Consider the following 21,557-nt stretch of genomic DNA (forward strand, 5'->3'; position numbering starts at 1 on the left):
CCGACGGATCGTCAGCGTCAGCCGGTGACGATGTTGACCAGCTTCGGCGCCCGCGCGATCACCTTGCGCACCGGGGCGTCCCCGATCGCCGCGACCACGGCCGGGTCGGCCAGCGCCAGCGCCTCCAGCTCGGCGTCGGTGATGGCCGGGGCCACCTCCAGCCGGGCCCGGACCTTGCCCTTGATCTGGACCACGCAGGTGACGGTCTCGTCCACCACGTAGGCCGGGTCGGCCACCGGGTAGTCGACGTACGCCAGCGAGCCCTCGTGGCCCAGGCGGCGCCACAGCTCCTCGGCGATGTGCGGGGCCAGCGGGGCGATCATCAGCACCTGCTGCTCGGCCACCTGACGCGGCGTCGAGCCGCGCTTGACCAGGTGGTTGTTCAGCTCGATGGCCTTGGCCACCGCGGTGTTGAACCGCAGGCCCGCCATGTCGCCGCGGATGCCGTCGATGGTCTTGTGCAGCACCCGCAGGGTGGCCTCGTCGGCCTCCTCCTCGGTGACCACCAGCTCGCCGGTGGTCTCCGAGACGATGTTGCGCCACAGGCGCTGCAGGAAGCGGTACGAGCCGATCACCGCGCGGGTGTCCCACGGGCGGGAGACGTCCAGCGGGCCCATCGACATCTCGTACAGGCGCAGGGTGTCCGCGCCGTACTCGTCGGCGAAGTCGTCCGGCGCGATGGCGTTCTTCAGGGACTTGCCCATCTTGCCCGCCTCGCGGCGGACCTTCTCGCCCTCCCAGAAGAACTCGCCGTCGATCTCCTCGACCTCGGCCGCCGGCACCGGGAAGTCCCGGGCGTCGCGGTAGACGTCGGCGGTGATCATGCCCTGGTTGAACAGCTTGTGGAACGGCTCGACCGAGGAGACGTGGCCCAGGTCGTGCAGCACCTTGTGCCAGAAGCGCGCGTACAGCAGGTGCAGCACCGCGTGCTCGGCACCGCCGACGTACAGGTCGGCGCCGCCGCCCGGCTTCTGCTCGGTCGGGCCCAGCCAGTACTGCTCGTTGGCCGGGTCGACGACCTTCTCGCCGTTGGACGGGTCGATGTAGCGCAGCTCGTACCAGCAGGAACCGGCCCAGTTGGGCATGGTGTTGGTCTCGCGGCGGTACTTCTTCGGGCCGTCGCCCAGGTCCAGCTCGACGTTGACCCACTCCTCGTTCCGCGACAGCGGGGTCTTCGGCGAGGAGGTCGAGTCGTACGGGTCGTAGGTGTGCGGCGAGTAGTCCTCCACCTCGGGGACCTCGACCGGCAGCATCGACTCGGGCAGCGCGTGCATCACGCCGTCCTCGTCGTAGACGATCGGGAAGGGCTCGCCCCAGTACCGCTGGCGGCTGAACAGCCAGTCGCGCAGGCGGTAGTTGACGGTGCCCTCGCCGATGCCGCGCTCGGTCAGCCAGGCTGTGACGGCGGCCTTGGCCTCGACCACCGACAGGCCGTCCAGCGACAGGTCGCCGTGGGCGGAGTTGACGATCACCGAGTCGTAGCTGTCGAAGGACTCGTCCCACTCGGCCGGGTCCTCGGAACGGCCGTCGGTGGGGCGCACCACGCAGCGCATCGGCAGGTCGAAGGCGCGGGCGAAGGCGAAGTCGCGGGAGTCGTGCGCCGGGACGGCCATGATCGCGCCGGTGCCGTAGCCCATCAGCACGTAGTCGGCGATGAACACCGGGACCAGCGCGCCGCTGACCGGGTTGGTCGCGTAGGCACCGGTGAAGACGCCGGTCTTCACCTTGGCGTCGACCTGGCGCTCGACGTCGGACTTGGCGGCGGCCTCGGCCCGGTACTTGGCGACGGCCTCGGCGGGGGTGGCAGCGCCGCCCTTCCAGTCCTCGTGGGTGCCGGCCGGCCAGGCGTCCGGGACGATGCCGTCGACCAGCTCGTGCTCGGGCGCCAGCACCATGTAGGTGGCGCCGAACAGCGTGTCGGGGCGGGTGGTGAAGACGGTGATCTTGTCGCCGTCGATGCCGAACTCGACCCGGGCGCCCTCCGAGCGGCCGATCCAGTTGCGCTGCTGCAGCTTGATCGCCTCGGGCCAGTCCAGCAGGTCCAGGTCGGCGATCAGGCGGTCGGAGTACGCGGTGATCCGCATCATCCACTGGCGCAGGTTGGACTTGAAGACCGGGAAGTTGCCGCGCTCGGACTTGCCGTCGGCGGTGACCTCCTCGTTGGCCAGCACGGTGCCCAGGCCGGGGCACCAGTTGACCGGCACCTCCTTGGAGTACGCCAGCCGGTACTCGCCCAGCAGCTCGTCCCGCTCCGTGCCGGACAGCGACGCCCAGGCACGGCCACCCGGGACCTCGCGCTCGCCGGACTCGAACTGCGCGACCAGCTCGGCGATCGGACGGGCCTTCGCGGCCGCCTCGTCGTACCACGAGTCGAAGATCTGCAGGAAGATCCACTGGGTCCAGCGGTAGTACTCCGGGTCGATCGTCGCGATCGAGCGGCGGGAGTCGTGGCCCAGACCCAGGCGGCGCAGCTGGCGGCGCATGTTGTCCATGGCAGCCTCGGTGGTGATCCGGGGGTGCTGGCCGGTGGCGACGGCGTGCTGCTCGGCGGGCAGGCCGAAGGCGTCGTAGCCCAGGGTGTGCAGCACGTTGTGGCCGGTCATCCGCTGGTAGCGGGCGAACACGTCGGTGGCGATGTAGCCCAGCGGGTGGCCCACGTGCAGGCCCGCGCCCGAGGGGTACGGGAACATGTCCATGATGAAGCTGTGCGGCTTGGCGACCACGTCACCGGCCGACGGGTCGGCCAGGGTGCCGGCCGGGTTGGGGGCGTCGAACGTCCCCTCCTTCTCCCAGACGTCCTGCCAGCGGGACTCGATCTCGGCGGCCAGCGCGGCGCCGTAGCGGTAAGGCTCGGTGGCGGCGGCCTCGGCCGCGGCGGGGGTCGTCTCGCTCATGGTCCTTCAGGCTCCATCTGGGTCTCAGTGCGCGAACAGCGGCTTCGGAAAACAAAAAAGCCCCTCGCAGGAGGGGACGCCACGCCGACTCCGGCCCTCGGGCCGGCTCTGGTCAGCGCGGCCGGCTAAGAAGCAGGCGCACGGTTCGCATGGCCAACAGGGTACCGCACCGCCCAAGGACGGCTGTCAAGGTATTCGGGGGCGCTCCTGAGAACCCCCGGCCCCGCGGTGAGAACCTCCCGGACCCACGGCCGGAACCCTCAGGCCCGCCGGGAGACCCCTCAGGCCCACCAGGAGACCCCTCAGGATCGCCGGGAGACGCCTCAGGACCGCTGGTCGAACTCCCGCAGCGCCCGCGCCACCCGGTCCGACTGCATGCCGGCCGCCAGCCGCCGGGCACCGTCGGCGGTGCGGGCCGCCTCCTCGTGGTCCCCGGTCCGGCGGTAGGACCCGGCCAGACGGACCATCAGCAGCGCCTTCGCCCGGGCCCGTTCGGGCGCCAGCACCGCCACCGCCCCGGCCAGCAGCCGCTGCGCCTGCTCGTGGTCGCCGAGGAAGAGGTGCGCCTCGCCGACCATCCCCTCCAGGTCGGCCCGCTCCTGGACCTGCCCCGGCTCCTCCTCCAGCGCCCGGAAGGCCCGTTCGGCCACCGCCTCGGCGCTGATCTGCTCGCCCTTGCGGCCGTGCGCGCGGGCGATCCGGCCGAGCTGGAGCGCCCGCTCACGGGGCGTCAGCACCTCGTCGGCGGCGCGCAGCGCGGTGGAGAGCATGGCGACCGGGTCCAGGCCCCGCCCGCCGGACGCGTAGGTGGCCTGCACCGCCAGGCAGCCGACCACGCTGACCCCGAGCCGCGGGTCCCCGCTGACGTGCGCGGCGCGCAGCGCGGCGACGAAGGCCCGCTGGGCGGCCGCGTCGTTGCCCAGGTCGTAGCTGGCCCAGCCGACCAGCCGGGCGGTGCGGCTGGCCGCCCCGTACAGCTCCCGGCCGAGCGCCTCGTCGTACGCGCCCAGCTCCAGCAGCTTGCCGATCACGTCCAGCTCGGCCCTGGCCAGGGTGAGGATCAGGCCGCCGCCGTACGCCCGCTCCAGGCGCTGCTGGCTCTCGTAGCCCAGCCGCAGGTCGGCCAGCTGCTCGGCGGCTATCCTCAGCGCGCCCTCCCCGCCGGTCAGTTCGGGCGGCGGCGAGGCCCAGTCCTTGGCGGCCTGGAGGAGCTCGTCGCCGCGGAACAGGTCGGTCAGCCGGACCGGGCCGGATTCGGCCCCGGCCTCGCGGAGCGCGGTCTGCGCGGTGTCGGCCGTCCACGGGTCGGTGAGCAGGCGGGGCGAGAGCGTCTTGGCTCCCCGGCCGCTGCCCATCCGGCCCCAGAGCTGTTCGTAGGTGACCGCGATGCCGAGCGCCCCGCCGAGCACCTCGCAGACCGTCTGGTCGTGCGGGCTGCGCGGCACCATGCCGCGGTCCCGCCACTTGTAGGGCGCGGTGGAGCTGATCGCCAGGCCGGCCGGGAGCACCGCGCTGACCTCGCGGGCCAGCCGCTCCGGGTTCCAGCCGAGCTGGTGCAGGATGCGCGCCAGCTCCTCGTTGCGTCTGCGCTCCAGGTCGGCCATGGCCCAGACGGTACCGGGCCGGTGTGGAGGTCGCGCCGCGATCGGGTAAACGGAAGAGGGCCCCTCCCGATCCCGGGAGGGGCCCTCTTCCTTCTGTGGAGCTACGGAGAATTGAACTCCGGACCTCTTGCATGCCATGCAAGCGCTCTACCAACTGAGCTACAGCCCCGCGTCTTTCCGGCGTTTCCCCCGGCGACACCCGTAACTTTACACGCTCTTCGGCCCAGCCCCAAAACGCTTTGCCGGGGGCCACCGGAGCACGCAGAAGGCCGCCTCCCGGAGGGAGACGGCCTTCGTGTCGTTGTGGAGCTACGGAGAATTGAACTCCGGACCTCTTGCATGCCATGCAAGCGCTCTACCAACTGAGCTACAGCCCCGCGTGCCGCACGGACCTGACGGCCCGTTCGATGCGGAGTGGAGCTACGGGGAATTGAACCCCGGACCTCTTGCATGCCATGCAAGCGCTCTACCAACTGAGCTACAGCCCCGCACCCGGAGGACTTCCCGCCTTCCTTCCGGTCGGCGTTCTTTCCTGCGAACGAGGAAGACTCTAGCTGGTCAGGGCCGGAACTGCGAAATCCGGCCCGGTCCGGGGCCCCTGCCTCAGGTCTCGTCGCCGATGACCGGCTGCGGCAGCGTGCCCGCGTTGTGCTCCAGCAGGCGCCAACCGCGCACGCCCGGGCCGAGCACCGACCAACAGCAGTTGGAGAGCCCGCCGAACCGCTCCCACTGGGCCGGCTCCAGCTCGAGCAGCCGCCCGAGCATGGTGCGGATGGTGCCGCCGTGGCTGACCACCACCAGGGTGCCGTCCTCGGGAAGCTTCTCCACCGCCGCCAGCACCACCGGGACGGACCGGTCGGCCACCTCGGTGCTCAGCTCGCCGCCGCCGCGGCGGACCGGCTCGCCCATCGCCCAGGCCTGGTACTCCTCGGGGAAGCGCGCCTGGATCTCACTGTTCGTCAGGCCCTGCCACTGGCCCGCGTAGGTCTCCCGCAGGCCCTCGTGGTGGTCCACCGTCAGGCCTGTGACCTTGGAGAGCTCGGCGGCGGTGCGCCGGGCCCGCTTCAGGTCGGAGGAGATCAGCAGGTCGGGCTTGAGCCCGGCCAGCAGCTTGGCCGCCCGCTGCGCCTGGAAGACGCCCTGGTCGGTCAGCTCGATGTCGGTGCTGCCCTGGAAGCGGTTCTCGAGGTTCCAGGAGGTCTGGCCGTGCCGCCAGAAGACGATGCGCGGGCCCCGCGCCTTGCCGCTCAGCTCTGGTCCTCGGTGACCTCGGCGGCCTCGGCGTCACCGGTGGCGTTGCCGGCCAGGTCGGTCAGCACGCTCTCGGGCCGGTTGCGGGTGGCCAGCGCGTCCTCCGGGATGGGCAGCTCGGGGCAGTCCTTCCAGAGGCGGTCCAGCGAGTAGAAGGAGCGCTCCTCGGAGTGCTGGACGTGCACCACGATGTCCAGGTAGTCCAGCAGGATCCAGCGGCCCTCGCGCTCGCCCTCGCGGCGGACCGGCTTGATGTCCAGCTGCTCGCGCAGCTGGTCCTCGATCTCCTCGGCGATGGACTTCACCTGGCGGTCGTTGGCGGCCGAGGCGATCAGGAAGGCGTCGGTGATCGACAGCACCTCGCTGACGTCGAAGGCGATGATGTCGTGGGCCAGCTTGTCGGCGGCCGCCTGGGCGGCGACGTTGATCAGGTTCTGGCTGTGCTCGGTGGCAGTCACGTTGTACTTCCGGTCGGCTGTCTGGGATTCGCCTTCCAGGATCTCACGAACCGCCGCCGCCCCCGTGGGATAACCGGGGGCGGCGGCGGACCGCTACTGCTTGGGGGCCGTGAAGTCCTTGCCCAGCACGACCACCACGTCGGCGTTCTGGGTGCCGGTGACCTTCTTCACCGCGTCCTCCTTGAAGCCCAGCGCGGTGGCGAGCGACTTGGCGGCGGCCTGCTTGGCGTCGTCGGTGTAGCGGACCTCACTGGCCGGCTGGACCGGCGCCTTGGCCCCGGTCGGCAGCACCTCCAGGCCGCCGTTGGTGACCTGGATCGCGGCGGTGGCGGCGGCGTCGTCGCTGCCGCTGGCGTTGAGGATGCTGACCCGGGTGGTGGCGTCGGCCGCCTTGGCCTTGCTCACCGTGCCGCCCAGCACCTCCTTCACCTGGGCGCCGGCGGTGGCCTCGTCCAGGGTGCCGTCGGGCTGCACCTTGAGGGTGGAGACGGTCAGCTTGCCGCTCTGGTCGAGCTTGGCCAGCTGGGCCAGCACCCCGCCCAGGGCGGCCTCGGGCAGCGAGGGATCGAGCACCGAACCGACCCGGCGGACGGTGTCCTGAGCGTCCTTCAGCTCGGTCGGCATCACCTTCAGCACCGCGTCCATGACCTGGCCGAAGCGGGCCAGCTGGGCCTCGGTGGCCTCGCCGGGCGCCTGGTAGGTGGCGTACGCGACGGCGGCCGGGCCGCTCAGCGTGACGTTCTTCCCGGCCGGGGCCAGCTCCTTGCCGTTGGCGTCCTTCACCACGGCGTTGGTGTCCACCTTGATGGAGCCGAGCTGGGCCACCATCCGGTCCAGGTACGGGGTGTCGAGGCGCCACGTCCCGGCGACCGGGGCGCCGAGCACGGTGGCCAGACCCTCCCGGGTGGCGGCCGCGCCGAGCACGTCCATCGACTTGCCGAGCGGCTCGGTGGCGGAGTCACCGGTGCTGGGCAGCTTGAGGACGTCCGGCAGCAGCAGCACGCTGGCCTTCTGGCCGGACTGGTCGTTGACCAGCAGCGCGGTGGAGACCTTGCCCTGACGGTCCTTCAGGTGGAGCACGTTGACGGTCCGGCCGCCGGCCGCCTTGGCCGCGGCGCTGGAGCCGCCCAGGTCGCCCTTCCACCACAGGTAGCCCGCCGTGCCGCCGCCGGCCAGGGCCAGCACCAGCAGGGCGCCGATCGCCCGGGTGCGCAGCTTGCGGCGGCGCTCGTCCCGGCGCTCGGTGCGGGACTCGGCGAACTTCAGCCAGTCGATGACGTCCTCGGCCTGGTCCACCTCCTCGTCCACGAAGGTGAACTCACCCGTCGGGTAGTCCCGGTCGGCCTTGGGCGCGCCGGGCTTGGACGTCGCGGGCTGCGGCGCGGCGGGGCGGGCGGCGGCGGGCCGGGGCGCGACGGGCTGCGGCGCGGGCACGGGCTCGGGCTGCTGCGGCACCACGGGCGGCGGCGGGGCCACCGGCTGGACGGGGGCCGGCGGCTGCTGCGGCTGCTGGTAGTACTGCTGCTGCTGGTACGGGTCCTGGACGTACGCCTGCTGCTGCCCGTACCCGTCGTAGTACTGGGGCTGCTGCGGCTGCTGGGGCTGCTGGTAGTACTGCTGCTGCTGGTACGGGTCCTGGACGTACGCCTGCTGCTGCTCCGGCTGGACGTACTGCGGCTGGCCGTAGGCGTCGTAGTAGACCTGCGGCTGCGGCTGCTGCTGGTACGGGTCCTGCGGGTACCACTCCTGCTGCCCGCCGCCCTGCTGCTCACCCGTCACGCCGTACCCCCTCGCGCGTACAGCTCCCGCTTGTGGATGTACCGGACGACACCGTCCGGGACGAGGTACCAGACCGGTGCGCCCTTGGCGACCCGGACCCGGCAGTCGGTGGAGGAGATGGCCAGTGCGGGCACCTCGACCAGGGAGACGCCGCCGGCCGGCAGGCCGGCGTCGGAGAGTATGTGGCCGGGCCGGGTGCAGCCGATGAAGTGGGCGAGCTCGAACAGCTCGTCGGAGGAGCGCCAGGAGATGATCTGGGCCAGCGCGTCGGCTCCGGTGATGAAGAACAGGTCCGCGTCGGGGTGCTGGGCCCGCAGGTCGCGCAGGGTGTCCACGGTGTAGGTGGGGCCCTCGCGGTCGATGTCGATCCGGCTGACCGAGAACTGCGGGTTCTCGGCGGTGGCGATGACCGTCATCAGGTAGCGGTCCTCGGCCGGGGTGACGTGCCGGTCGCTCTTCTGCCACGGCTGCCCGGTCGGCACGAAGACCACCTCGTCCAGGTGGAACGCGCTCGCCACCTCGCTCGCGGCGACCAGGTGCCCGTGGTGGATCGGGTCGAAGGTGCCGCCCATCACGCCGAGGCGCTTGCGTGCCCGCTCACCGGCGGCCTTGGCCTGCTGTCCCATGCCGCCACACCTTACGCGAAGCCCGTCGCGGCCGGGCAAGCCCGCCCGGCCGCGCGGAGCGCGCTGCCGCAGCTCAGCGGTCGCGGTTGAAGCGGGTGGTGATGTAGAGGAGGAGGAGCAGGATGAACAGGCCCGCGCCGCCGGTCAGGTACGGGCTCAGGCTCTCGTGGTTGCCGCCCTCGCTGCCGCCTTCGGCCAGCTGGGTCAGGAGGGGCAGTGCGATGTGGCTCATGGTCGGCAGGACCTTCTCGAGTCGGTGAGGGGGCCAGTGCGCGGGCCGGGGGCGGCCCACCGGCTCATCGTACGGGGCCCCTACGCGCAACCGCGCGCCGCCCCACCGCGTCTGACGCCTCGGCAGGAGGTCTCCGGCCGGGCGGACGGGAGGTCAGTTGTTCCGGTTGGCCCGGGCGATCGCCCAGCCGATCAGGCCGACGCCGACCACGCTGACCACCAGGATGATGCGCAGGAACAGGCCCGGGCCCGACTCGTTGGAGATCGGCGCGGCCAGCTGGGCAAGGGTGGCGGGGTTCATCGGGGGGTCTCTCCTCGGTCCGGGCGGCTCGACCCTCAGGGTAGACCCGCTTACGGCGCGGGACGGACGGCGGCCCCGGCGTAGGGTGGCCGACGGGGACGAGTACACGCAGACGGACGTTGGACCGACAGCAAGCGGGGGCCGGGCGAGAGCCGGTGCCGGCGACGACCCAGGAGGTACTCAGCAGATGACCGACATGACCAAGGACAGCACGCCGGACCGCCGCCGCCAGCGCTTCCCCGGGATCTCCACCCGGGCCTGGGAGCACCCGGCCGACCGGTCCGCCCTGGTCGCGCTCCGCAAGCTCACCGGCTTCGACGACGTGCTGAAGAAGCTGGCCGGACTGGTCTCCGAGCGCAGCGTCCGGCTGATGTTCCTGGCCACCGCGGTGAAGACCTCGGAGCGCCAGTTCCCCGAGCTGCACGCGATGGTGCGGGACGCGGCCTACGTGCTGGACCTGGACAAGGTGCCGGACCTGTACGTCACCCAGGACCCGACCGTGAACGCGATGTGCATCGGGATGGACACCCCGATCATCGTGCTCACCACCGGGCTGGTCGAGCTGCTGGACGCCGAGGAGCTGCGGGCCGTGATCGGCCACGAGGTCGGGCACGCGATGTCCGGCCACGCGGTCTACCGGACCATGCTGCTGATCCTCACCAACGTGGCCACCCGGATCGCCTGGATCCCGCTCGGGAACCTGGCCATCACCGCCGTGATCACCGCGCTCAAGGAGTGGTTCCGCAAGGCCGAACTCTCCTGCGACCGGGCCGGTCTGCTGGCCGGTCAGGACCTGCAGGCCTCGATGCGCGGGCTGATGAAGCTGGCCGGCGGCCACCACCTGGCCGAGATGAACGTGGACGCCTTCCTGGAGCAGGCCGAGGAGTACGAGAAGGCGGGCGACCTGCGGGACGGCGTCATCAAGCTGCTCCAGGTGCTGCCGCAGACCCACCCCTTCGCGGTGGTGCGGGCCGCTCAGCTGAAGAAGTGGTCGGAGAGCGAGGAGTACCGCTCGATCCTGGCCGGGGCCTACCCGCGCCGGGCCGACGACCCGGACACCTCGGTCGGTGAGCAGTGGAAGGCGGCCGCCGAGTCGTACTCCAAGTCGGTCAAGGAGAGCAAGGACCCGCTGATGGGCCTGCTGCGGGACGTGGCCGGCGGGGTCGGCACGGTGGGCGGCAAGCTCCGGGACACCTTCACCGGCAAGCCCACCGCCGCCAGCGGCGCGGAGCGCTCCGACGGCGAGTGAACGCCCGGGCCCGGGGGCCGTCCGCCCCCGGGCCCGTCACCGCTTGAGCGGGGCGCAGAGCGTCCAGGCCGGCTGGGCGTGGTCGCCCGGATCGGTCGCCGGGGGCGGGGCGGAGCCGCCGAGCAGCGGCTGGAGGTGGGCCGCCAGCCGGGTGCCGCAGGCGGTCGGCCCGGCCTGGAGCACCGAGTCCACCACCCGGACCCGGGAAGCGGCCAGGTCCGCCCGGTCCAGCTCGAAGCGGAGCGCCCGGCGGACGGTGTGCAGGGTGACCGGGCCGGAGGGCTCGTCCGCCGCGCGCAGCGCGTAGACGAAGGTGTGGTCGGTGCCGATCTCCAGCGTCCCGGCGTCCGCCTCGTCCACCCGCATCGCGCCGACGGCCTTGACCGTCTCGGTGGCCAGCGCCACCTCGGCCGGGTCGAAGCGGACCAGCCAGCCGGTCGCGGCGTGGTGCTGGTCGTCGCTGGGGGTGGCCAGGCTCTGGTCGAACTGGTCCTGCTCCCCCGCGGTGAGCAGCCGGCGGACCGCCTCGGTGCCGCCCCGGCCCGTCAGCACCGCCGGGTCGAGGGCCGAGACGGTCAGGTACTTCTCGACCACGGCCAGCGCCCGGGATACCTCGGCCTTGGTGAAGTGGGCGGTGGCCGAACCCCCGGGCGCGGCCAGCCCGGCCGCGCCGTCCCGGTAGTCGGCGGACAGCCCGGCGAACGGGGCCTGCCGGTCCGCCACCGGGGTGACGGCCGAACTCGGCACCAGGGCCACCAGGCTGACGGTCAGTTGGTTCCCGGTCGGCTGGGTCGCCCGGGGCTGCGGAGTGGAGAGCCCGAAGTACACCGCGGCCGCGAAGGCCACCACGATCACCAGCATCAGGGCAAGCGCCTGGCGGGGCAGGCTCCCCACCAGCCCGCGCCGGCGGACCGCCGACCGCCCGTACCCGCCGCCCATCCGCTCCCGGGCCGAGAGCTCCTGGATCCGGGCAGCCCGGACGAACGATTCGTCGAAGACGACGGACCGGTACTCGTCCTCGTTACCTGAACCACCGTCGGGCACACCCTCCGGAGGTTCGAGCGGGTCACCCATGATTCAAGGGTAGAGCGGGCGTTCGCGCGCCACGAGGGTCCGTGCGCAACTTCTTCGCGCCGGACGGCGAGGACGGGGCCGGACGGGATCAGCCGGTCAGCGAGACCGCCCTCGGCGGAGCCGGTACGGGGATGTCCGAGGGGCTGCTGGTGCCCGTCTCCGGGCGCCCCGCCGGGGCCTCCACGCCACCGGTGCCCCGGTAGATCGCGGCCACCGCGACGGCCACCACGCTGACGCCCATCACCACCGCGAGCACCCAGGCGATCGGCCGGTGCCAGCGCTGCTGGGCCACCGAACGGGCGGCCCCGGCCCGGCCCGGGTCGAAGCCGTCGGACCGCCAGCGGGAACGGCGGGCGGGGCGCGCGGGGGGAGCCCACGGGTCCCAGTAGCGCCGGTCGTCGTCCAGGCCGGCCGGATGCGGACGGAGCTCCAGCGGGAGCCCGCCGGCCTCCGGCAGCTCAGGGCCGCGCCCCAGGGTCAGCGTCTCGGGCTCGAACCTGGCCTCGGCGGCGGCCAGTCGCCGCTCCTCGGCACTCGGCTCGTGCACGGCGGCGGACCGGATGAATGCCTCGTCAAGGACCACGGTGGCGAACTCCTCGTCCGCTCCGCCGTGGTCGGCGCCGTCCGGGAACGGCGAGCCCCCCTGGTTCTCGGCCATGGCTTCAATGTATTACCGGCCGGGGGATTTGTCTGTGGCTATTCGCAGTTCGGGCGTCACGGACGGCCACGGCTGCGGCCGTCCGTGACGAGACGTCAGCCGTTGGCACCGCCCACGGTCGGAGTAGCCTCGCCCCGCACGTGCCCGTCACCGGTGACGACGTACTTGGTCGAGGTCAGCTCCGGCAGCCCCATCGGGCCGCGCGCGTGCAGCTTCTGGGTCGAGATGCCGATCTCGGCGCCGAAACCGAACTCACCCCCGTCGGTGAACCGCGTCGACGCGTTGACCGCCACCGTGGTGGAGTCCACCAGCTGGGTGAACCGGCGCGCCGCCGCCTGCGAGGTGGTCACGATCGCCTCGGTGTGGCCGGAGGACCAGCGCCGGATGTGCGCCACCGCCGCGTCCAGCGAGTCCACCACGGCGGCCGCGATGTCGTAGGAGAGGTACTCCGCCTCCCAGTCCTCCTCGGTGGCCGGCACCGCCGTCACCGCGGTGCCCTCGGCCGCCTTCAGCACCGCGTCGTCGCCGTGCACGGTGACGCCCGCCTCGGCCAGGGCGGCGAGGGCGAGCGGGAGGAAGGCGTCCGCCACGTCGCGGTGGACCAGCAGGGTCTCGGCGGAGTTGCAGACGCTGACGCGCTGGGCCTTGGAGTTGAGCAGGATGCCGACCGCCATCGCCAGGTCGGTCTCGGCGTCCACGTACACGTGGCAGTTGCCGGTGCCGGTCTCGATCACCGGGACGGTGGATCCCTCCACCACGGTGCGGATCAGCGAGGCGCCGCCGCGCGGGATCAGCACGTCCACCAGACCGCGGGCCCGCATCAGCTCCTGGACGGAGTCGCGGCTCTCGCCCGGGACGAGCTGGATCACGTCGGCGGGCAGGCCGGTGCTCTCGACCGCGTCGCGCAGGACCTCGGTGAGGGCGGTGTTGGAACGGTACGCGGAGGCCGAGCCGCGGAGCAGGACGGCGTTGCCGGACTTCAGGCAGAGGGCGGCGGCGTCCACCGTGACGTTCGGGCGGGCCTCGTAGATGATGCCCACCACGCCGAGCGGGACGCGGACCTGACGGACGTCCAGACCGTTCGGGAGCGTGTACCCGCGGACCACCTCGCCGACCGGGTCGGGCAGGCCCACCACGCTGCGCACGTCGGCGGCGATGGCGGCGATCCGCTCGTCGGTGAGGGTCAGGCGGTCGATCACCGACTCGGCGGTGCCGGCCTCACGGGCGCGGGCGACGTCCTCGGCGTTGGCCGCGGTGATCTCCGCGCTGCGCGCGGTCAGGGCGTCGGCGATCGCCAGCAGCGCGGCGTCCTTCGCACGGCGCGGCAGTGGGGCGAGGACGGCGGCCGCCTCGCGTGCACGGCGCGCGACGGCGAGGACGGGGCTGGTGGTCTGGTCGCTGGTCATGGCGCAAGGGTAGCGACTGCCGTCACCGGGCCCGCCCGCCTTTCGAGCGGTGAGACGGACGCGACCGGGCGCGCGGGTTGCGCCCCGCAGGGGCGCGAGGAACTGCGCGCGGGGGAACGGCAGCACGTGCAACTGGCTGACGTGCCCCGATCTAGCGGTGGTCCGCCTTCCGTACTCGCGCAGTTCCCCGCGCCCCCGGGGTAGCCACTACCAAGGGTGTACTCCGCCCAAATTCGGCGGGGGTCCGCCGAAGCCCTCGGCGATGCGTTTGTGGTAGGTGGGGCGGTCGATGACCTCGAGGCCGACGATCTCCCAGGGCGGGAGGTTGGCGGTGCTCTTGTGCTCGCCCCACAGGCGCAGGGCGATGGCCGCCGCGTCGTGCAGGTCGCGGGCCTGCTCCCAGTAGCGGATCTCCGCGTGGTCCGCCGCGTAACGGGCCGTCAGGAAGAAGGAGTGGTCGTGCGCCAGCTTCTCCAGCCCGGCGCGGAGCTCGGCGAGCGGGGTGACCCGCCCGGCGACGCTGAGCACGATGTGCCAGAGGCGGGCCTCGGGCGGCTCCGGCTCCTCGGTGCGCTCGGCCGCACCGGGCCGCAGGCGTCGTACGGGCGAACGCTGCTCGGCCACCCGTGCGGCGGCCTCGTCGCTGCCGCTCTCCCCTGCCCCGCCGTCGATGCTGGTCAGTCTCCGTCCCACCGGCGGCCTCCTGTTCGGCGACGTCGTGTCACGGCCGCCGCTGCGGCCCCCGGGCCCGGCCCGTCAGCCACGCAGGATGACCAGGTCGTCCCGGTGGACGACCTCGCGTTCGTACGCGGCACCGAGCTCCTGGGCCAGCTCCTTGGTGGACCGGCCGAGCAGACGGGGCAACTCCCTCGCATCAAAGTTGACCAGTCCACGGGCGACGATGTGGCCGTTTTCGCCAAGAAGGTCCACCGGATCACCCGCGGAGAACTCCCCGTCCACCCGGGTGACCCCGGCGGGCAACAGGGACTTGCCGCCCGAGACCACGGCCTCGACGGCACCGGGGTCGAGCTGGAGGGCGCCGCGCGGGGTGGAGGCGTGCTCCAGCCAGAGCAGGCGGTCGGCGGAGCGGCTGCCGGTGCGCAGGAAGAGGGTGCCGGTCTGACGGCCCGCCAGGGCGTCGGCGGCGTGCCGGGCGGCGGTGAGGACGACCGGGATCCCGGCGCCGGTGGCGATCCGGGCGGCCTCGACCTTGGTGACCATGCCGCCGGTGCCGACGCCGGCCTTGCCGGCGCTGCCGATCTCGATGCCGGCCAGGTCCCCGGGGCCGGCCACCTGCTCGATCCGGCTGGTGCCGGGCTTGCTGGGGTCGCCGTCGTAGAGGCCGTCCACGTCGGAGAGCAGGACCAGCAGGTCGGCCCGGACCAGGTGGGCGACCAGGGCGGCGAGGCGGTCGTTGTCGCCGAACTTGATCTCGGCGGTGGCGACGGTGTCGTTCTCGTTGACGATCGGCATCGCGCCCATCGCCAGCAGCTGGTCGAGGGTGCGGTAGGCGTTGCGGTAGTGGGCCCGGCGGCTGGCGTCCTCGGCGGTCAGCAGCACCTGGCCGACCCGCAGGCCGTAGCGGGCGAAGGAGGCGGTGTAGCGGGCCACCAGGAGGCCCTGGCCGACGCTGGCGGCGGCCTGCTGGCGGGCCAGGTCCTTGGGGCGCTTCTCCAGGCCGAGCGGGGCCAGGCCGGCCGCGATGGCACCGGAGGAGACCAGCACGATCTCGGGGGCGTCGGGGCGGGTGCGGACCTTGGCGAGGGCGTCCACCAGGGCGTCCACCCGGTCGGCGTCCAGGCCGCCGGCCGCCGTGGTGAGCGAGGAGGAGCCGACCTTGACGACGATCCTGCGTGCGGTGAGCACTTCCTGACGCAGTGTCCGGTCCGTCATCTGGCTGCCCTCCGCACGTGGTTCGACGGAGCGTAATCTACGCGATCACGACGGGGCCCCCGCACGCGATGTCACCCTGTGGGACGCGCGTGCGGGGGCCCTGACGGGACGTCAGTCCTCGTCGGAGTCCAGCTCCGGGCGCTTGCTGGAGAGCGCCTCGAAGGCGAGGTACTCCTCCTCCGCCGCGTCCCGGCCCTTCAGCTTGGCCCGGCGGCGGTCCACGGCCGGACGCTGGGTCTCCATCCGGTGGTCCTCGCCGCGGCGGCCGAGCATCTCGGCGCCGGCGGCCATGGTGGGCTCCCAGTCGAAGACCACGGCGTTCTCGTCGGGCCCGATGATGACGGTGTCGCCCTCCTGGGCGCCGACCTTCCAGAGCCGGTCCTCGACGCCGAGGCGGGCCAGGCGGTCGGCCAGGTAGCCGACGGCCTCGTCGTTGGTGAAGTCGGTCTGGCGGACCCAGCGCTCGGGCTTGGAGCCGCGCACGCGGTAGGCGCCGTCCTCCTCCTCGACGGTGAAGCCGGCGTCGTCCACCGCGGTCGGGCGGATGACGATCCGGGTGGGCTCCTCGACCGGCTTGGCCGCGCGGGCCTCGGCGACGATCTGGGCCATCGCGAAGCTCAGCTCGCGCAGGCCCTTGCGGGAGGCCGCGGAGACCTCGAAGACGCGGTAGCCGCGCTCCTCCAGGGAGGCCCGGGTGAGGTCGGCGATGTCCTGGCCGTCCGGCACGTCGGTCTTGTTGAGGGCGACCAGCCGCGGCCGGTCCTCCAGGCCGCCGTACTGGGCCAGCTCCTCCTCGATGGTCTCCAGGTCGGTGAGCGGGTCCCGGCCGGGCTCCAGGGTGGCGCAGTCCAGCACGTGCACCAGGACCGAGCAGCGCTCCACGTGGCGGAGGAACTCCAGGCCCAGGCCGCGGCCCTGGCTGGCGCCGGGGATCAGGCCGGGGACGTCGGCGACGGTGTAGACCGTCTCGCCGGCGGTGACCACGCCGAGGTTGGGGACCAGGGTGGTGAAGGGGTAGTCCGCGATCTTCGGGCGGGCCGCCGAGAGCACCGCGATCAGCGAGGACTTGCCGGCGCTCGGGTAGCCGACCAGGGCGACGTCGGCGACGGACTTGAGCTCCATCACGATGTCGCGGGCGTCACCGGGCTCGCCGAGCAGCGCGAAGCCGGGCGCCTTGCGGCGGGACGAGGCGAGCGCCGCGTTCCCCAGGCCGCCGCGGCCGCCGGCCGCGGCGACGAAGCTGGTGCCGTGGCCGACCAGGTCGGCGAGCACGTTGCCCTTCTTGTCCATCACCACGGTGCCGTCCGGCACCAGCAGCTCGAGGTCGCCGCCGGTGGCGCCGCTGCGGTGGCCGCCCGCGCCGGGCTTGCCGTTGGCGGCCTTGCGCTTGGGCGAGTGGTGGTACTCGAGCAGGGTGGTGACCTGGGCGTCGACGGTCAGGATGACGCTGCCGCCCTCACCGCCGTTCCCGCCGTCGGGTCCGCCGAGGGGCTTGAACTTCTCCCGGTGCACGGAGGCGCAGCCGTGGCCTCCGTTACCCGCGGCGACGTGCAGTTCGACGCGGTCCACGAAGGTGGTCATGAGGTGTGCCTCCAGCTATGGGGAAAAACAGTTGTCTGCTTCAAAGCATGGAGGGTGGACCGGATAATTCCGGTCCACCCTCCACGGAATCCGACGAGATGTCAGATTCAGGCCTCGACGGCCACGATGTTGACGACCTTGCGGCCGCGACGGTTGCCGAACTGGACCGCACCGGCGGTCAGCGCGAACAGGGTGTCGTCGCCACCGCGACCGACGCCCGCACCCGGGTGGAAGTGGGTGCCGCGCTGGCGGACGAGGATCTCGCCGGCGCTGACGACCTGGCCGCCGAAGCGCTTGACGCCGAGGCGCTGGGCGTTCGAGTCACGGCCGTTGCGGGTAGAGCTTGCGCCCTTCTTGTGTGCCATCTCGCTATCCCCTTACTTGCTGACGGAGTCGATGCTGGTGATCCGCACAGCGGTGTGCTGCTGGCGGTGGCCCTGGCGGCGACGGTAACCGGTCTTGTTCTTGTAGCGCAGGATGACGATCTTCTCGCCCTTGGTCTGGTCGACCACCTCGGCGTGAGCCTTCACGCCGGCGAGCACCCACGGGTCGGAGGTGACGGCGTCACCGTCGACGACCAGGATGGTCGAGAGCTCCACCGAGTCACCCGGCTTGGCGTCAACACGGTCAATCTCCAGCACGTCGCCGACGGCGACCTTGTGCTGGCGGCCGCCTGCGCGAACGATCGCGTACATGCGGTACCCCATTTCTAACTCGGTCGGAAACTCTCGATGCCAGCGCCTGGGTACGGACACAGGCGCCTCCCCCGGACCGGAGCCCGGGAGGTGATGTGCTCGGGAGCGTGGCGTAGACACGCCGAGGGTCAAGAATACGGACGGTCCACCACTTGGGCAAACCGGCCCCTACCGGGCCGGGGCGGTCGCGAACGACCGCCCCGGCACCAGGGCTTACTCGGCCGCCGAATCACCCTCGGCGGCCGCGGCCTTCTTGGCCGCCGCGCTGGTCCGCTTGGTGGCGGTCTTGCGGGCGGTGGTCTTCTTGGCCGCGGCGGCGGTGGTCTTCTTCGCTGCCGTGGTCTTCTTCGCGGCGGTCTTGCGGGCCGCGCGCTTCTTGGGCGCCGGCGCCTCCTCCTCGGCCGGGGCCTCGGGCTCGGCGGCCTCCGCGACGGGGGCCTCCTCGACCGGCGCCTCGGCGACCGGCTCGGTGGCGACCGGCTCGGCGACGACCTCGACGGACTCGGCGACCGGCTCGGCCACCTCGACTGCCGGGGCCTCGGCAGCGGGCGCCCCGGCGGCCGACAGCGCGGCCTCCATGGCGGCCTCGGCGCGGGCCTGCAGCACCACGATCTCCGCACCGCCGGGGGTGCCCGCCGGAGCGGTCGCCTTCCGGACGGCCCGGCGGCGGGTGCGCCCGGCCGGAGCGGCCGGAGCGGCCGGGATCTCCACCAGGTCGACCGCCGGAGCGGCCACGGCCACCGGCTCCTCCTCGCGGAGGGTCACCAGGGGCTCCTCGCGGAGGGTGACCAGCGGCTCCTCGCGGAGCGTCACGATCACCGGCTCCTCCTCGACCGCGATCTCCAACTGCTCGCCGCCGGAGACGATTTCGAGGTCGTCGTGCTCGTGCTCGTGGGTCTCGACCGCCTGCGGCTCCTCGGCCGCGGCGCCGCCCTTGCCCCGGCGACGGCGCTTGGAGCCGCCCGCGGCGGCCTCACCGGCCGTGCCGACCGGGCCACCGCCGCCGCCCTGGGAGGTGGGCTGCTCCATGTGCACGATGACGCCGCGCCCGTTGCAGTGCACGCAGGGCTCGGAGAAGGACTCCAGCAGGCCCTGGCCGACCCGCTTGCGGGTCATCTGCACCAGGCCCAGCGAGGTGACCTCGGCCACCTGGTGCTTGGTCCGGTCCCGGCCGAGGCACTCCAGCAGGCGGCGCAGCACCAGGTCGCGGTTGGACTCCAGCACCATGTCGATGAAGTCGATCACGATGATGCCGCCGAGGTCGCGCAGCCGGAGCTGACGGACGATCTCCTCGGCCGCCTCGATGTTGTTCCGGGTGACGGTCTCCTCGAGGTTGCCGCCCTGGCCGACGAACTTGCCGGTGTTGACGTCGACCACGACCATCGCCTCGGTCCGGTCGATCACCAGCGAACCGCCGCTGGGCAGCCAGACCTTGCGGTCCAGCGCCTTCATCAGCTGCTCGTCGATCCGGTAGGTGGCGAACACGTCCACGTCGGAGGTCCACCGCTGCAGACGCTCCGTCAGGTCGGGCGCCACGTTGGAGACGTACTCGTGGATGGTGCTCCAGGCCTCGGCGCCGGAGACGATGACCTTGGAGAAGTCCTCGTTGAAGATGTCGCGGACGACCCGGACGGTCATGTCCGGCTCGCCGTAGAGCAGCGCCGGGGCGTTGCCGGAGGCGGCCTTCTTCTGGATCTCCTCCCACTGCGCCTGCAGGCGCTGCACGTCACGGGTCAGCTCGTCCTCGCTGGCGCCCTCGGCGGCGGTGCGCACGATCACGCCCGCGTCGTCCGGGACGATCTTCTTGAGGATCTGCTTGAGACGGGCCCGCTCGTTCTCCGGCAGCTTGCGGGAGATGCCGGTCATCGAGCCCTCGGGCACGTAGACCAGGTAGCGGCCGGGCAGCGAGATCTGGCTGGTCAGGCGGGCGCCCTTGTGGCCGATCGGGTCCTTGGAGACCTGCACCAGGACGGACTGGCCGGACTTGAGCACCGACTCGATCCGGCGCGGGCCGCCGTGGCCCATGGCGCCGAAGTTGACCTCACCGGCGTAGAGCACCGCGTTGCGGCCCTTGCCGATGTCGACGAAGGCGGCCTCCATCGACGGCAGCACGTTCTGGACCTTGCCCAGGTAGACGTTGCCGACGTACGAGGTGGCCTGCTCCTTGTTGACGTAGTGCTCGACCAGCACGTTGTCCTCGAGCACGCCGATCTGGGTGCGCTGGCCGTTCTGACGGACCACCATGACCCGCTCGACCGACTCGCGGCGGGCCAGGAACTCGGCCTCGGTGATGATCGGCACCCGGCGGCGGCCCAGCTCGCGGCCCTCGCGGCGGCGCTGCTTCTTGGCCTCCAGGCGCGTGGAGCCCTTGATGGACTGCACCTCGTCCGGGTCGAACGACGGCTCGGCGGAGCGGCGGCGCGGCTCGCGCACCTTGACCACGGTGCGGACGCCGTCCTCGGTGGTCTCGGCGGCCGGCTCGGCGCCCGCCTCACCGCTGCGGCGGCGACGGCGGCGACGGCGGCGCGAGGAGGCCAGGCCACCGGCCAGGTCGTCGTCCTCGTCGCCCTCGGCGTCGGCGTCGGCCTCCTCCTCGGCGGCCGGCTCCTCGGCGGTCAGCTCGGTGGCCTCCGGCTCCTCGGCCTCACCGCGGCGGCGGCGACGGCCACCGCGACGGCGACGGCGGGACGGACGGTCGTCCTCCCACTCGTCCTGCTGCTCCTGGGGCGCCGTCAGCTCGGCGGGCTCCTCCTCGGCCGGGGCCTCGGCCCGGACCGGCTCCTGACGGGCCGTCTCCTGCCGCACCGGCTCCTGACGGACCGGCTCGGGGCGGGCCTGCTCGCGGCGCGGCTGGGTCTGCACCCGGACCGCGCGCCGGTCGCGACGGCGGCGGCCGACGCCGCTGTACTCGTACTCGTCCTCCTCGGACGCGGGGGCGGCGACCGGCTCGGCCTGCGCAGCCTGCGCGGCCGGGGCCACCACGGCGGCGGCCGCGGGCTTCTCCGGGGCGACGTAGGGAGCGGGCTCCTGGAAGACCGGGGCCTGGAAGATCGCGGTGGACGGGCGGACCGCACGGCGGCGGGCGCGCGGCGGGGCGGCGTCCTCGACCACCGGCTGCGGCTCGGGCTCGACGACCGGGGCCTCGGCGACGGTCTCCTCGACCGCCTCCGGCTCCTCCTCCGGGGCCACCTCGGCGGCCGGCTCCACGACGGTCTCCTCGACCACCGGGGCGGCCTCGACCACGCGGCGGCGGCGGGTGCGGCGGGCCGGGGCGGCGGGCTCCTCGGCCACCGCCTCGGCGGCGGCCTCGGCCGGAGCCTCGACGGCGGCGGGCACGGCGGCCACGACGGCCTCGGCGGTCAGCGGCTCGGCGGCCGGCTTGGCCTCGGCGCGCTTGCGGGTGCGGCGGGCCTTGGGCTTCTCCTCGGCCACCGGCTCGGCGGCGGGGGCCTCGGCCGGGGCCTCGACCGCGGCGGGCTCGGTGGTGACCACCGGGGTGGCCTCCGGCGCACCGGCCGGGGACTCGGCGCGCTTGCGGGTGCGGCGGGCCCGGACCGGCTTCGCCTCGGCGACCGGCTCGGCCTGCTCGACCGCGGGGGCCTCGTGCGTCTCGGCCGGCAGCACCGTCTCGGCGGCCTCGGCGGCGGCGCCCTGCGGGGTGCCCGCCGGGCGGGACACGGCACGGCGGCGACGACGCGGCGGGGCGGCGTCGGCCTCGGGCGCGTTCTGCTGTTCGCTGTTCTCGTTATCGAGCATGCGGGTGGATCTCCCGTCAGGCCCCCGGGCTCCGCATCCGGGCACGTCGCGACGCCGCCGGGCCGGCCGGGCCGCGGGTTCGCGGGCCCGACCGCCTGGGC

18 protein-coding genes and 3 tRNA genes are annotated in these 21,557 nt (G+C 73.0%); 1 reads left to right on the forward strand and 20 read right to left on the reverse strand.

All coding sequences use genetic code 11. The features are described 5' to 3' along the window. Positions 1–17 precede the first annotated feature (17 nt). The 11 genes from leuS to ACWCYY_RS08490 all read right to left on the reverse strand — a co-directional run bounded on the left by leuS (position 18) and on the right by ACWCYY_RS08490 (position 9,144). Complete coding sequence (leuS, locus tag ACWCYY_RS08440; RefSeq protein WP_345282409.1) at positions 18–2,894, reverse strand: leucine--tRNA ligase; 2,877 nt, start codon at positions 2,892–2,894, stop codon at positions 18–20. Between the two features lie 323 nt (positions 2,895–3,217). Next, positions 3,218–4,498 carry a hypothetical protein gene (locus tag ACWCYY_RS08445; protein WP_345282407.1) on the reverse strand — a complete coding sequence of 427 codons (1,281 nt, stop codon included), beginning with the start codon at positions 4,496–4,498 and terminating at the stop codon, positions 3,218–3,220. Between the two features lie 96 nt (positions 4,499–4,594). Beyond that, positions 4,595–4,667 (reverse strand) — tRNA-Ala (locus tag ACWCYY_RS08450). A gap of 135 nt (positions 4,668–4,802) precedes the next feature. After that, positions 4,803–4,875 (reverse strand) — tRNA-Ala (locus ACWCYY_RS08455). Between the two features lie 38 nt (positions 4,876–4,913). Continuing rightward, positions 4,914–4,986 (reverse strand) — tRNA-Ala (locus tag ACWCYY_RS08460). Between the two features lie 115 nt (positions 4,987–5,101). Beyond that, positions 5,102–5,749, reverse strand: coding sequence for a histidine phosphatase family protein (locus ACWCYY_RS08465; RefSeq protein ID WP_345282494.1), 648 nt, complete (start codon positions 5,747–5,749; stop codon positions 5,102–5,104). Further along, positions 5,746–6,207, reverse strand: a complete 462-nt coding sequence (gene rsfS / locus ACWCYY_RS08470; RefSeq protein ID WP_345282405.1) for a ribosome silencing factor — start codon at positions 6,205–6,207, stop codon at positions 5,746–5,748. Before rsfS ends, ACWCYY_RS08465 begins: the two co-directional genes overlap by 4 nt. A gap of 93 nt (positions 6,208–6,300) precedes the next feature. Beyond that, positions 6,301–7,986, reverse strand: a complete 1,686-nt coding sequence (locus ACWCYY_RS08475; protein WP_449795513.1) for a LytR C-terminal domain-containing protein — start codon at positions 7,984–7,986, stop codon at positions 6,301–6,303. Next, positions 7,983–8,612: a nicotinate-nucleotide adenylyltransferase gene (gene nadD, locus ACWCYY_RS08480; protein ID WP_345282401.1), complete on the reverse strand. Its 630-nt coding sequence runs from the start codon at positions 8,610–8,612 to the stop codon at positions 7,983–7,985. The genes ACWCYY_RS08475 and nadD overlap by 4 nt, the downstream gene beginning before the upstream one ends. Positions 8,613–8,685: 73 nt before the next feature. Continuing rightward, positions 8,686–8,844 carry a hypothetical protein gene (locus ACWCYY_RS08485; RefSeq protein WP_345282399.1) on the reverse strand — a complete coding sequence of 53 codons (159 nt, stop codon included), beginning with the start codon at positions 8,842–8,844 and terminating at the stop codon, positions 8,686–8,688. Between the two features lie 153 nt (positions 8,845–8,997). Further along, positions 8,998–9,144, reverse strand: a complete 147-nt coding sequence (locus ACWCYY_RS08490) for a hypothetical protein (RefSeq protein ID WP_345282397.1) — start codon at positions 9,142–9,144, stop codon at positions 8,998–9,000. A gap of 187 nt (positions 9,145–9,331) precedes the next feature. Between ACWCYY_RS08490 and ACWCYY_RS08495 the strand changes: the two genes are divergently transcribed. Then, entirely contained in the window at positions 9,332–10,393 is a 1,062-nt protein-coding gene (locus ACWCYY_RS08495; protein WP_345282395.1) for a M48 family metallopeptidase, read from the forward strand. A gap of 36 nt (positions 10,394–10,429) precedes the next feature. Here ACWCYY_RS08495 and ACWCYY_RS08500 read toward each other — a convergent pair whose 3' ends face one another. The 9 genes from ACWCYY_RS08500 to ACWCYY_RS08540 form a co-directional block, all read right to left on the reverse strand. Continuing rightward, complete coding sequence (locus tag ACWCYY_RS08500; protein WP_345282394.1) at positions 10,430–11,467, reverse strand: SCO2583 family membrane protein; 1,038 nt, start codon at positions 11,465–11,467, stop codon at positions 10,430–10,432. 88 nt (positions 11,468–11,555) lie between these two features. Continuing rightward, positions 11,556–12,125 (reverse strand): SCO2584 family spore wall biosynthesis protein, encoded by a 570-nt coding sequence (locus ACWCYY_RS08505; RefSeq protein ID WP_345282392.1) that lies wholly within the window; start codon positions 12,123–12,125, stop codon positions 11,556–11,558. A 95-nt stretch (positions 12,126–12,220) separates the two neighbouring features. Then, on the reverse strand, positions 12,221–13,531 hold the full coding sequence (locus ACWCYY_RS08510) for a glutamate-5-semialdehyde dehydrogenase (protein ID WP_345282390.1): 1,311 nt from the start codon (positions 13,529–13,531) through the stop codon (positions 12,221–12,223). Between the two features lie 207 nt (positions 13,532–13,738). Further along, the gene (locus ACWCYY_RS08515) at positions 13,739–14,224 is read right to left on the reverse strand and encodes a hypothetical protein (protein WP_345282388.1); all 486 of its coding nucleotides are present in this window, start codon (positions 14,222–14,224) and stop codon (positions 13,739–13,741) included. 63 nt (positions 14,225–14,287) lie between these two features. Further along, positions 14,288–15,424 carry a glutamate 5-kinase gene (gene proB / locus ACWCYY_RS08520; RefSeq protein ID WP_345282386.1) on the reverse strand — a complete coding sequence of 379 codons (1,137 nt, stop codon included), beginning with the start codon at positions 15,422–15,424 and terminating at the stop codon, positions 14,288–14,290. 111 nt (positions 15,425–15,535) lie between these two features. Then, entirely contained in the window at positions 15,536–17,005 is a 1,470-nt protein-coding gene (gene obgE / locus ACWCYY_RS08525) for a GTPase ObgE (RefSeq protein ID WP_345282384.1), read from the reverse strand. Positions 17,006–17,112: 107 nt separating this feature from the next. Beyond that, entirely contained in the window at positions 17,113–17,370 is a 258-nt protein-coding gene (gene rpmA, locus ACWCYY_RS08530) for a 50S ribosomal protein L27 (protein WP_030058248.1), read from the reverse strand. 12 nt (positions 17,371–17,382) lie between these two features. Then, entirely contained in the window at positions 17,383–17,700 is a 318-nt protein-coding gene (rplU, locus tag ACWCYY_RS08535; protein ID WP_345282382.1) for a 50S ribosomal protein L21, read from the reverse strand. Between the two features lie 213 nt (positions 17,701–17,913). After that, positions 17,914–21,456, reverse strand: coding sequence for an Rne/Rng family ribonuclease (locus ACWCYY_RS08540; protein WP_449795514.1), 3,543 nt, complete (start codon positions 21,454–21,456; stop codon positions 17,914–17,916). Positions 21,457–21,557: the final 101 nt, after the last annotated feature.

It is taken from the genome of Kitasatospora sp. NPDC001664 (assembly GCF_053596675.1).

Bases quoted from the DNA above. Each gene is read 5' to 3' on its own strand.
- nadD (WP_345282401.1), bottom strand. From the start codon at position 8,612: ATGGGACAGCAGGCCAAGGCCGCCGGTGAGCGGGCACGCAAGCGCCTC.
- ACWCYY_RS08540 (WP_449795514.1), bottom strand. From the start codon at position 21,456: ATGCTCGATAACGAGAACAGCGAACAGCAGAACGCGCCCGAGGCCGAC.
- rplU (WP_345282382.1), bottom strand. From the start codon at position 17,700: ATGTACGCGATCGTTCGCGCAGGCGGCCGCCAGCACAAGGTCGCCGTC.
- ACWCYY_RS08485 (WP_345282399.1), bottom strand. From the start codon at position 8,844: ATGAGCCACATCGCACTGCCCCTCCTGACCCAGCTGGCCGAAGGCGGC.
- ACWCYY_RS08495 (WP_345282395.1), top strand. From the start codon at position 9,332: ATGACCGACATGACCAAGGACAGCACGCCGGACCGCCGCCGCCAGCGC.
- ACWCYY_RS08510 (WP_345282390.1), bottom strand. From the start codon at position 13,531: ATGACCAGCGACCAGACCACCAGCCCCGTCCTCGCCGTCGCGCGCCGT.
- ACWCYY_RS08445 (WP_345282407.1), bottom strand. From the start codon at position 4,498: ATGGCCGACCTGGAGCGCAGACGCAACGAGGAGCTGGCGCGCATCCTG.
- ACWCYY_RS08490 (WP_345282397.1), bottom strand. From the start codon at position 9,144: ATGAACCCCGCCACCCTTGCCCAGCTGGCCGCGCCGATCTCCAACGAG.
- proB (WP_345282386.1), bottom strand. From the start codon at position 15,424: ATGACGGACCGGACACTGCGTCAGGAAGTGCTCACCGCACGCAGGATC.
- ACWCYY_RS08505 (WP_345282392.1), bottom strand. From the start codon at position 12,125: ATGGCCGAGAACCAGGGGGGCTCGCCGTTCCCGGACGGCGCCGACCAC.
- leuS (WP_345282409.1), bottom strand. From the start codon at position 2,894: ATGAGCGAGACGACCCCCGCCGCGGCCGAGGCCGCCGCCACCGAGCCT.
- rpmA (WP_030058248.1), bottom strand. From the start codon at position 17,370: ATGGCACACAAGAAGGGCGCAAGCTCTACCCGCAACGGCCGTGACTCG.
- obgE (WP_345282384.1), bottom strand. From the start codon at position 17,005: ATGACCACCTTCGTGGACCGCGTCGAACTGCACGTCGCCGCGGGTAAC.
- ACWCYY_RS08500 (WP_345282394.1), bottom strand. From the start codon at position 11,467: ATGGGTGACCCGCTCGAACCTCCGGAGGGTGTGCCCGACGGTGGTTCA.